We start from the raw sequence: 10,000 nt of genomic DNA, 5'->3' as shown, positions 1-10,000 counted from the left end.
ATCGAAGAAACCGGCATAGTGGACGCGGAATTCACCGACGCTGGGGTCGATGGGCAGCATTTCGGCGGCTTCGGTCACCGGGATGACCACATCGGTTTGCGAGGCGAGGATATAGAATTCGCCCGGATCGAGCAGCAACTGCCCCTTGTTCTGATAAAGCGGCTCCCAGAAGTCGCGCGGATTGTGGCCATCGACGTGATCGAGGTCGATGACCCCGGCGTGACGCCGCGCCCGATAGCCGACCAGATCGCCGGTCATCAGGTCCACGCCGCAATCGGCCGTGTAGAGCTTGGGCACCTCACCAGTTTTGAGGCGCAACTGGTTCAAGCGCGTGCCCGTGCGGGCCAGCACCGAAAAGGTCTGCGGTGCGATTTCGACATAGATGGGGCCCTTATAACCTTCGCGCACATCGTCAAACAGGTCGCCGAAATCCGACAGCAGACGCACGAAGACATCGACGCGCCCGGTCGAGCTTTTGGGGTTGGCGCGCGCCGACACGCCGGCGGGCAGGCTTAAAAACTCCTGCAACTCAGCGATATAGACGCAACCCGATTCGAACACCGCGCCCCGCGTCAGGTCCATTTCGTGCATCATGACGTCGGGCAGGCGGTCCATCACCCGCTTGCCGCGCGGCAGGTAGGAGGCGCGCACACGCCAGGCCCGTGCCCCAAGCCGCAGGTCGATCGACGCCGGCTGAATCTGGTCGGCATCGAGCGTTGAGGCGCTCATAATGGCGCTCTGATCAACCAGTTCGCGGATGGATTGCAGCGGCAGAATACCGGAAACGGTCATCAGGAATCGCAACTTTCTTAATGCAGGGGAGGTGCATTTAAGCGGCTCAAACACAATGCGCAAAGAAAAACTGACACAGCCCGCGAAGCGCCCTATTCTGCGCCCATGATCTATACCGCCACCACCGACGGCGTGACTGTCAGCGTCCGCGTTCAGTTCATTCCGCGCAATGACGACGCCATCCGCGCCCATAAATGGCTGTGGACCTATCACATCACCATTGCCAATGCCTCCAACCGCGCCCTTCAGCTCAGGACGCGACACTGGCGCATCACCGATGCGCTGGGCCGCGTGCAGACGGTCGATGGCGAAGGCGTGGTCGGCGAAACCCCGCGCATTCGTCCGGGGGATAGCTACAGCTATGCGTCTAGCTGTCCGCTGGATACGGACTCCGGTACGATGGGCGGGCATTATATGTGCGTGACGGATGAGGGCGAATGGCTGACCATACAGGTGCCGCTGTTCTCGCTGGATGCCACCCTGTCGAAGCGGACACTGAATTAGAGCATTCGTCGGCTAAGTTGAGCCGCCAAACGGCTCTAATTATTTCTGACGCCTCATGTTTTTCCGAAAAGTGGTGTCCACTTTTCGGCATGAGGCTTTAGGTTTAAATATCACAGCGACGGGCTGTCCGCCGCGGTCCTGCGCTTTGGCTTTGCGTTTCCGCGTTCTTTCGTTTTATCGTTCTGTGACAGAAGGATGGACGTCTTGCATACCGGCCCACGCGGGCGCAGGCACAGAGAGCGTCCGAAGCACAGGACACTGCATGGCCAGCCTGCCTACCGCCACCCGTCTCAAGGCCGCCGTCGGGTTCGCCAGCCATATCGGCCGCCGCGAGGACAATCAGGACTTTGCGGCCTCGTGTCTGGCTGATGACGGGTCGCATCACGGGCTGGTGGCGGCACTGGCTGATGGGGTTGGCGGGCGCAAGGGCGGGCGCGTCGCTGCCGAACTGAGCGTGCGTTCCTTCATCGACGACTATCTCAGCCAGACCGAGGCCCTGTCACCCCAAAAGACCGCCGGGCGGGCGCTGGAAAGCATCAACTACTGGCTCCACCGTCAGGGGCAGAAGGACGAAAACGTCCGCGGCATGAGTTGCGCCTTCACCGGTGTGGTGATCAAGGGCAACCGCCTGCACTCCTTCCACGTCGGTGACACGCGGCTTTACCGCTGGCGCGAGGGCTATCTGGGTCAGATGACGCAGGATCACAAGCCCGAAGGCGGCGAGGATTCGCCCTACCTCACCCGCGCCATCGGCTTCGAAGAGGTGGTGCGCATCGACTATCGCATCCACGACATCTTCCCGCACGACCGGCTGTTGCTGTGTTCCGACGGGATGCACGGCAAGGTGCCGGAAGCCCAGATCAACGCCATCCTGTCCGAACGGCTGTCGGCCGATGATACGGCGCAAAAGCTGGTCGATATGGCCATCCACAATGGCGGCGATGACAATGCCACCGTGCTGATCATCGACATTTTCGAACTGCCCCCCGCCACCGTCAAGGACCTCGACGCGGCCATTTCGCGCCTGCCGATGCGCGAACCGCCAGAGGTGGGCGAAACCATCGACGACTTCCGGCTGGAGGTCATGCTGGCCGACGGCATGTACAGCCGCGTGTTCAAGGCGCGCGACCTGTCGGCCACCGGGCCACTTTCGACCGTGGTGCTCAAATTCCCCAAGCCGCACAATCTGGGGGCCGAAACCCTGGCGCGGCAGGCTTTCGTGCGCGAAACCTGGGTGGCCAGCCGCGTGCAGCACATGTGGATCGGGTCGGTCCTGCAACTGCCGCCCAAGCGCCAGACCTGCCTCTATGTAGCGCAACCCTTCTATGAGGGAGAAACGCTGGAAAAACGCCTGTCGCGCAAACCGGCGATTGGCCTGAGCGAAGGCATCGACATCGCCACCAAGCTGGCCAAGGCGCTGGGCTCGCTGCACCGGGCGGGCGTCATCCATCGTGACGTCAAACCCGACAATGTGATTCTGCTCAAAGACGGCGGGCTGAAACTGGTCGATCTGGGCTTTGCGCGCCTGCCCGCGCTCGACGAAAAGACCGGCGTCCTGCCCCCCGGCACCAATAACTACATGGCCCCGGAGCTGTTCGATGGTCAGTGGGGGGATGAGCGGTCAGACATCTTCGCGCTGGGGGTCACCCTGCACCGCCTGTTCACCGGCGGCACCTTCCCCTATGGCGAAAGCGAGCCCTTCACCAAGCCGACGCTGAAACGTCCGGATCTTCTGACCCACAAACGCCATGACGCGCCGGGCTGGCTGGAAAGCATTATCCTTCAGTCTCTGGCTCCCAATCCGGATGAGCGTTTTCAGGACGGGTTCGAAATGGCCTTTGCGCTGGAAACCGGCTCTTACGGTGTCAATCCGGCCTCGATCCGCAAGGCCGCGCGCTTCCATCCGGCGCGCCCGTGGCAGATCGCGACGGCGGTCCTGACGGCGCTGGTGCTGTGGCTGGGGGCTCTGCAACTGGGGCTGATCGCCGGGCCAGACGTCGAAGCCACCAAGGCTTTCCTGCGTGAGCACGGGTTTCCGGAGTTGAAGTAGGCGCTTGGCCCTATTTACTTATTGTGCCGGAAATCCTCCGGGGCCCTGACCTCATAGGCCCAGGCGCCGGTGCGGGTGCGTTCGGCCGTCTCTTCGGCGGCGACATAGCGGTCGGAATAGCGGCGATAGGCCAGAGCCAGCCCGGCCCGCACCTGTGCCTCCCCCAGATCACGGCCATCGACGGCGCAAAAGGCCAGTATGCGCCCGTACCGGTCTTCGCCCTGCGGCTCGCAGACCACCTCGGCCCCGGCCACCAGACGTTTCAGTTGCCGACTGGAGGCTTCCCCGCAGGCAAAGGCCCCGCAGCGCTGATCATATTCAAAGGCATCGACGCCTTCGAGGCGCACCTCAACGCCATCCACGCGCAGGGAATCGCCGTCTATGGCCTCGGCTTCGCCGCTAAGCGTTACAGTTTCCGGTTTGGGGTCTTGCGGCGATGCAGACGGCGCGGGTTTACACGCCGCCAGCGCGGCCAGCATCAGCAGACAGGCCCACCGCCTCAGCGGGAGGCATCCAGTTGCGCCAGCACCACCGGCGCGCCCTTGTACAGGGGCATATAGGCCGAGGCGATCTGGCTCAGGGGCACTGGCCCCTGCGTCAGGTAGCCGAAGCCAAACAGAATGAGCATCAGATAGCGCAGAGCCAGCGGGTCACCCTTAGCCATACCAGCCTTGGCCTTACCGATCTTCAATGAGGGCTGCTTCGTCTTGTGGCGCAGGCCGATCAGCACGTCGGGCGTCACGCCATTGTCGAGCGCCAGTCGTGTATTGATCTCGGTAAAGCTCGGCTGTCTGAAGCCGCGCAGGTTCAGCACGGCGGCAAGGGCGGCCACCACAACACCCGCCGCCAGAACGCCCAGATGCCCCAGCGGGCTCAAGGCCGCAAACACCCCCCACTGCGCGGCCACGGCAATGGCACCGGCCAGCAGCAGAAACGGCGTCAGGGCGGGCAGGATCTGCTCCCAGATCATCACCACGTGCGTCCAGAACAGCGCCCGGTTCAGCTTCGATAAGGGTTTTGTCCGTTGCAGCTTCATGCCGTCCCCCATAGACGTGCGGATTTAGTCCGCGTTTACCCTATGCGGTCTTAACCATTCCGGCAAGACCTCACGGTTCATCATCTCCTTATAGGAGGGGCGAGGACGCACCACCGCCCAGTTGGTGTCACGCACCAACACCTCAGGGGCGAGCGGGCGCGAATTATATTCGCTGCCCATCACCGCCCCATAGGCCCCGGCTGACATGAAGGCGACCAGATCACCGGCCTTCAGCGCTGGCATGTCGCGGCCGCGCGTAAAGGTATCGCCGGTTTCGCAGACAGGGCCGACCACATCATAGGTGGCGGTTTCATTGGTCAGACCCGCCGTCACCGGGCGGATGTCGTGATAGGCGTCGTACATGGCGGGACGGATCAGGTCGTTCATCGCCGCATCGACGACCAGGAACTTCTGGCCTGAGTCTTCGCGCTCATGGATATGGATGACGCGCGACACCAGTATCCCGGCATTGGCGGCGATCAGGCGCCCCGGCTCAAAGGTATAGCGTACCCCCAGATTGCCGACCGTCAGCGCCACCATCTGGGCAAAATCTTCGGGAGACGGCGGTTCGGGCATGTTGAAATAGGGCACACCCAGCCCACCGCCCAGATCGAGGCGCTCAACGCTCAGGCCACCGGCGCGCAGTTCCTGCACCCAGCCCTTCATCTTCGAGAAGGCCGCCTGCATGGGGGCAAGGTCGGTGATCTGGCTGCCGATATGGCAGGCAATGCCCATCGGCGCGATATTCGGATCAGCGGCCGCCTGCGCATAGAGGGCGATGGCTTCGCGGGCCGACACACCGAACTTGTCCTTGGCCCCGCCCGTGGTGATCTTGGCATGGCCGCCCGCACCAACGCCCGGATTGATGCGGATAACGATCGGGGCCACCACGCCCAGAGACCCCGCGACGTGGCTGAGGCGTTCCAGTTCGGGCTTCGATTCGACATTGAGCTGATAGATGCCGGTCTTCAGCGCAAAGGCCATTTCTTCGTCGGTCTTGCCCACGCCCGAAAAGACGATGCGTTCCGGCGGAATACCGGCGGTCAAGGCCTTGCGGATTTCGCCCTCGGACACCGTATCGGCCCCGGCCCCCTGTTCGGCAAGCGTTTGCAGCACAGCCAGATTGGAGTTGGCCTTGGTCGCATAGGCGATCAGTGGGGCTTCATTCTTGGGGTTTTTCAGGGCGTCCTGCGCCCACAGGGCCTGAGAGAAGACCTGAAAATGCCGCTCAAAGGTGGCGGACGAATAGACATAGAGCGGCGTGCCGACGCGCTCAGCCAGTTCGCGGACGGATACGCCCTCGGCGTGCATCTCGCCGTCACGGATGTCAAAATGGTTCATTTGAAACTCTTTTAAGCGGAGGGGCTATTCCCCCTCCACCGCATCTCGCCTGAAGGCTCGTGCGGTCCCCCTCCCCATCGCTGCGCGACAGGGAGGAGCGATTTACTGGCGCTGGGCGTTGCCCGTGCCTTCGAGCGGCGCGTCGGCGACCTTGCTGTTCTGCTGATAGGGGTCTGGCATTTCGTTCTTGAACTCCTTGCGCGGCAGGGCGCGCTCGGTGGCCTTGCCCTCGGCCTCGGCCTTCTTTTTGGCCGCGACCTCTTCCTGAGCGCGTTTACCCCACAGAGGCGGCGCGCGTTCCAGATCGCCCTTCTTGGCGCAGGCGGTCAGACCCAGACCGGAAATCGCGGCCAGCAACAGGGCGGCCTTCACAAACGAACGCGATACGGTAGCGGTCATGCCAAAATTTCCTTCCAACGCTGGATCTGTTCACGCACCCGCACAGGCGAGGTGCCCCCATAGGACAGGCGCGAAGCCGCCGAGGCCTCGGGCGTGAGGACACTATATACGTCTTCGGTAATCCCCGCCTCCAGTTTTTGCAGATCAGCGAGCGACAGTTGCGAAAGGTCCACACCCTGCCCTTCGGCCAGCTTGACCGCCGCGCCGGTAACATGGTGCGCGTCACGGAACGGCATGTTCAGGGTGCGCACCAGCCAGTCGGCCAGGTCCGTCGCCGTCGAAAAGCCCGATGAGGCCGCGGCCTTCATGCGCTCCAGATTGGCGTTTAAGTCGCGCACCATACCGGTCATGGCCGCCAGCGCCAGATCGAGCGACTCAAAGGCCTCAAACACCGGCGGCTTGTCTTCCTGCATGTCCTTGGAATAGGCCAGAGGCAGGCCCTTCATCACCGTGGTCAGCGCGATCAGCGCCCCGTTGATGCGGCCCGTCTTGGCGCGCACCAGTTCGGCGGCGTCGGGGTTGCGCTTTTGCGGCATGATCGAGGAACCGGTCGAGAAGGCGTCCGACAGGCGGATGAAGCCGAACTGCGGCGTGGTCCAGATGACGATTTCTTCGGCCAGACGCGACAGGTGCCCGGCGCAGATGGCGGCGTGGCTCAAAGACTCCAGCGCGAAATCGCGATCGGAGACGCCGTCCAGACTGTTGGCCGTCGGGCGGTCAAAGCCCAGCGCCTGCGCCGTCATGTGGCGGTCGATAGGAAACGGCGACCCGGCCAGAGCGGCAGAGCCCAGCGGGTTTTCGTTCATACGCTTGCGCGCGTCTTCAAAGCGCGTGGCGTCACGGCCGAACATTTCGACATAGGCCATCAGGTGGTGGCCAAAGGTCACGGGCTGCGCCGGTTGCAGGTGGGTGAAGCCTGGCATCAGGGCGTCCGCATAGTCTTCGGCGCGCGTCACCAGCGCCTTTTGCAGGTCACGCAGTTGCGCAATCGTATAGTCCACACGGTCGCGTACCCACAGGCGGAAGTCGGTCGCCACCTGATCATTGCGTGAGCGCGCCGTGTGCAGACGGCCCGCCGTCGCGCCGATCAGCTCACGCAGACGCGCCTCGACATTCATATGGATGTCTTCGTATTCGGCGCGGAAGGGGAAGGTCCCGGCTTCGATCTCAGCGATGATGGTTTGCAGCCCGGCGTCGATCTCGTTGGCCGCCTCGGCGCTGATGATGCCCTGTTTGGCCAGCATGGCGGCGTGGGCGCGTGATCCGGCGATGTCCTGCGCCCACAAACGTTTGTCAACCTCGATCGAGACGTTGATGGCTTGCATAATGGCGTCAGGTTGGGCAGAGAATCGTCCACCCCACATTTTCTGCCCGGCGGAATTGGGGGATTGCGAAGGATCGGTCATGAATGAGCCTCTGGACGAAAACACGGACACGGCGAACGCCGAAGCGCAGGCCCCGCAGACAGAGCGGACCAGACCGCCGCGCAAGCTGAAATTCAACCTGATCGTCGCGGGCCTGCTGGTCCTGATAATCGCCGTCTCCGTAGCGGCTGTGGTGCTGTTCCGTCAAGCCGAGACTGACGGGACTATGCCCGCCGAAAGCGGCCCGGTGGCCGAAGGGCCGCTCAAGGCCTACGCCACCGGCGCGCTGGCCAAGCTGGAAACCCACGCCGCCCCGCGCCCCATCGAAGACATCAGCTTCCTTGATGGCGAGGGCAAGACGGTCAAGCTGTCAGATTTCAAAGGCCGCGTGGTGGTGCTGAACGTCTGGGCGACGTGGTGCGCGCCGTGCAAGGTCGAGATGCCGACCCTGGCCAATCTGCAAAAGGGCTATGACCCGCAAAAGGTGCTGGTCCTGCCGCTCAGCATCGACAAGGCCGAGGACAAGGCGGCGGTCGAAAAGGAACTGAAGCTCAGCGGCGGCCTGCCCGTCTATATGGACTCCGAAATTCAGCCAATGAGCAAATGGGGCATTGTCGGAATGCCGACGACGATCATTCTCGATAAAAACGGTCAGGAAGTGGCGCGCCTTGGCGGTGAGGCCAAGTGGGACGCACAGGAGGTCAAGGCGCTGCTGGACGCGCTGGCGAAGTAAAGCTCCTCCCCTGCGTAGCGAGGGAGGCGATTCAGCGAATGGCCACCCAGCGCCCGTGGCTCAGGCAGCGCCACACCCATTCAAACGGGCCATAGCGGAATACGCGCAGCCACAGGGCGCTGACCACGATCTGAAACAGCCAGATAGCGGCCACGATTGGCACCATCTGCGACAGCGACACTTGCCCGTAGAGGCCCAGCCCGCGCCCGCCATAGAAGATCGCCGTCATGATCAGCGACTGGCTGAGATAGTTGGTAAAGGCCATGCGTCCCACCGGGCTCAGCAGGGCCGTCACCCCCTTCGCCACTGGCAGGCGGCTCAGCAGCATCAGGGCGCTGGCATAGCCGAGACTGACGAAGATACTGAGGAATTCCGCTGCCGCGCGGTGCGAGCCATAGATTTCCGGCTCCGGGAAGTTTTCGCGCAGGATGATCAGGTTCTGCCAGCCGATGAGGCTCAGCGCCCCCGCCCCCAAAATGATTGCCACCACGTGCCACAGGGTGCGGCGCGCCTCGAAATAGCCCACCTTGAACAGGCCCAGACCAATCATCATCAGGCCGATGACCTTGGGCGCAAAGACAGCGATCTGAGAGAATATGCTCATCGCCCACATGACGAAATTGGCGTGCAGGGATTGGGCAAACGTCCCCTGCATCAGGCGGATCGTTTCGGCAAAGCTCAGGCCGTCACTGCCGCTGAGGGCCTCGCCCAGTTGCTCACGCGGCACAAAGCTCAGGATAAACCCGGCCCCCACCACCATAAGGCCGCCCAGAGCCCAGGCGAAAATCCCCCAGCGCAACAGATGCGGGGTGCGAACGGTCAGGATATAGAACAGGCCGCACAGGGCATACATCAGCAGAATATCGCCGACCCAGATGGCTGCGCCGTGGCCCACGCCGATCAAGGCCAGCCAGACCAGACGCCGAAAGCGCACGGTCTGCGTCACCGGCGTCGCCGGGTCATCTTTTTGCCCAACCAGAAACAGGCTGATGCCAAACAGCATGGCAAACAGGGTCAGGCATTTCGACTCGAAAAAGGTATGGATGACCCACCACGCCTGACGGTCGGCGTCGCTTAGCGGTATGGTCGCCCGCGCCGGGTTCATATAGACCTCCAGCGGCCAGCCAAAGGCCGGAGCATTGACGATCAATATGCCCAGCAGCGCGAACCCGCGGATATAGTCAAGGGCGGGATAGCGCTCGGCACTCATGCGGCGGGGGCCTCGGCTGCGACCTGCGGCGGGCGCTTGAGCAGGATCAGTTGGAACAGCACGGCGGACGGCACGGCCAGCAGGACCTGACTGGCCACCATCGGCACGGCCACCAGCGCAAAGACCAGCAGATTGCTGAAACTCAGTTCGAAATTCTGGCTGAGGGTCAGGTTGCTGAAGGCCATGACCGACCCCAAGGAGCAGACGAGGAAAGCGCAACCGATCACGTGGCTGACCGCGTGCAGGCGGTTTTTCGGCCCCTGAATGAGCCACAATGACGTCGCGCACACCATCCAGAACAGGGACAGGCCCATCTGGCGCGCACCTTCGCTGGCGGCCAGCAGGCCCTGCGCCGCAAAGACGCGCGCCGCGAACCACACGCAGGCGTGCAGGATCGACGCCGCCAGCAGCGCCAGACTAAACCACAGGAACAGCGGGCGGCGGGCCGTGAGCACGCGGAACTTACCTTGTCGGAACGGGCTTTTCGCCGCGATAGTCATAGAAGCCACGCCCGGTCTTACGACCATACCAGCCGGCCTCAACATACTTCACCAGCAGCGGGCAGGGGCGG

The 10,000-nt window shown here is 63.0% G+C and carries 12 protein-coding genes; 3 read left to right on the top strand and 9 right to left on the bottom strand.

Annotated elements, in window-relative coordinates; genetic code table 11:
- The coding region (locus LDL37_RS14575) for a 2'-deoxycytidine 5'-triphosphate deaminase (protein ID WP_290799547.1) at positions 1-792 on the bottom strand (792 nt) is incomplete at its 3' end.
- Positions 793-897: 105 nt separating this feature from the next.
- Between LDL37_RS14575 and apaG the strand changes: the two genes are divergently transcribed.
- Both apaG and LDL37_RS14565 read left to right on the top strand, forming a co-directional pair.
- Entirely contained in the window at positions 898-1,296 is a 399-nt protein-coding gene (apaG, locus tag LDL37_RS14570) for a Co2+/Mg2+ efflux protein ApaG (protein WP_290799546.1), read from the top strand.
- A gap of 262 nt (positions 1,297-1,558) precedes the next feature.
- A complete protein-coding gene (locus LDL37_RS14565; RefSeq protein ID WP_290799545.1) occupies positions 1,559-3,346 on the top strand; it encodes a bifunctional protein-serine/threonine kinase/phosphatase in 1,788 nt (595 codons plus the stop codon).
- A gap of 14 nt (positions 3,347-3,360) precedes the next feature.
- Here the strand turns inward: LDL37_RS14565 and LDL37_RS14560 are convergent, their stop codons facing one another.
- The 5 genes from LDL37_RS14560 to argH form a co-directional block, all read right to left on the bottom strand.
- Entirely contained in the window at positions 3,361-3,825 is a 465-nt protein-coding gene (locus LDL37_RS14560) for a thermonuclease family protein (protein WP_290799544.1), read from the bottom strand.
- Between the two features lie 20 nt (positions 3,826-3,845).
- Positions 3,846-4,382: a DUF4175 family protein gene (locus LDL37_RS14555; protein ID WP_290799543.1), complete on the bottom strand. Its 537-nt coding sequence runs from the start codon at positions 4,380-4,382 to the stop codon at positions 3,846-3,848.
- Positions 4,383-4,406: 24 nt separating this feature from the next.
- Positions 4,407-5,723, bottom strand: coding sequence for a diaminopimelate decarboxylase (gene lysA, locus LDL37_RS14550; protein ID WP_290799542.1), 1,317 nt, complete (start codon positions 5,721-5,723; stop codon positions 4,407-4,409).
- A gap of 102 nt (positions 5,724-5,825) precedes the next feature.
- A complete protein-coding gene (locus LDL37_RS14545; RefSeq protein WP_290799541.1) occupies positions 5,826-6,122 on the bottom strand; it encodes a hypothetical protein in 297 nt (98 codons plus the stop codon).
- The gene (gene argH / locus LDL37_RS14540) at positions 6,119-7,528 is read right to left on the bottom strand and encodes an argininosuccinate lyase (RefSeq protein WP_290799540.1); all 1,410 of its coding nucleotides are present in this window, start codon (positions 7,526-7,528) and stop codon (positions 6,119-6,121) included. Before argH ends, LDL37_RS14545 begins: the two co-directional genes overlap by 4 nt.
- Here argH and LDL37_RS14535 point away from each other — a divergent pair.
- Positions 7,527-8,219, top strand: coding sequence for a TlpA disulfide reductase family protein (locus LDL37_RS14535; protein WP_290799539.1), 693 nt, complete (start codon positions 7,527-7,529; stop codon positions 8,217-8,219). The two genes, argH and LDL37_RS14535, sit on opposite strands and share 2 nt — an antisense overlap.
- A gap of 31 nt (positions 8,220-8,250) precedes the next feature.
- On the opposite strand, the gene LDL37_RS14530 is transcribed toward LDL37_RS14535, so the two are convergent.
- The 3 genes from LDL37_RS14530 to LDL37_RS14520 form a co-directional block, all read right to left on the bottom strand.
- Entirely contained in the window at positions 8,251-9,429 is a 1,179-nt protein-coding gene (locus LDL37_RS14530) for a DUF418 domain-containing protein (RefSeq protein ID WP_290799538.1), read from the bottom strand.
- Complete coding sequence (locus LDL37_RS14525) at positions 9,426-9,884, bottom strand: hypothetical protein (RefSeq protein ID WP_290799537.1); 459 nt, start codon at positions 9,882-9,884, stop codon at positions 9,426-9,428. Before LDL37_RS14525 ends, LDL37_RS14530 begins: the two co-directional genes overlap by 4 nt.
- Positions 9,885-9,891: 7 nt before the next feature.
- Positions 9,892-10,000: 3-hydroxyacyl-CoA dehydrogenase family protein (locus tag LDL37_RS14520; protein ID WP_290799548.1), on the bottom strand; the 109-nt coding region annotated here is incomplete at its 5' end.

It is taken from the genome of Asticcacaulis sp., from assembly GCF_020217185.1.
GTDB lineage: Bacteria > Pseudomonadota > Alphaproteobacteria > Caulobacterales > Caulobacteraceae > Asticcacaulis.
Note: the sequence above shows the minus strand (reverse complement) of the source record. Positions and strands in the feature narration are given on the sequence as shown.

What these genes read in the sequence shown, in the direction of transcription:
- apaG (WP_290799546.1), top strand. Translation starts at nt 898, where the DNA reads ATGATCTATACCGCCACCACCGACGGCGTGACTGTCAGCGTCCGCGTT.
- LDL37_RS14565 (WP_290799545.1), top strand. Translation starts at nt 1,559, where the DNA reads ATGGCCAGCCTGCCTACCGCCACCCGTCTCAAGGCCGCCGTCGGGTTC.
- LDL37_RS14560 (WP_290799544.1), bottom strand. Translation starts at nt 3,825, where the DNA reads ATGCTGGCCGCGCTGGCGGCGTGTAAACCCGCGCCGTCTGCATCGCCG.
- LDL37_RS14555 (WP_290799543.1), bottom strand. Translation starts at nt 4,382, where the DNA reads ATGAAGCTGCAACGGACAAAACCCTTATCGAAGCTGAACCGGGCGCTG.
- lysA (WP_290799542.1), bottom strand. Translation starts at nt 5,723, where the DNA reads ATGAACCATTTTGACATCCGTGACGGCGAGATGCACGCCGAGGGCGTA.
- LDL37_RS14545 (WP_290799541.1), bottom strand. Translation starts at nt 6,122, where the DNA reads ATGACCGCTACCGTATCGCGTTCGTTTGTGAAGGCCGCCCTGTTGCTG.
- LDL37_RS14535 (WP_290799539.1), top strand. Translation starts at nt 7,527, where the DNA reads ATGAATGAGCCTCTGGACGAAAACACGGACACGGCGAACGCCGAAGCG.
- argH (WP_290799540.1), bottom strand. Translation starts at nt 7,528, where the DNA reads ATGACCGATCCTTCGCAATCCCCCAATTCCGCCGGGCAGAAAATGTGG.
- LDL37_RS14530 (WP_290799538.1), bottom strand. Translation starts at nt 9,429, where the DNA reads ATGAGTGCCGAGCGCTATCCCGCCCTTGACTATATCCGCGGGTTCGCG.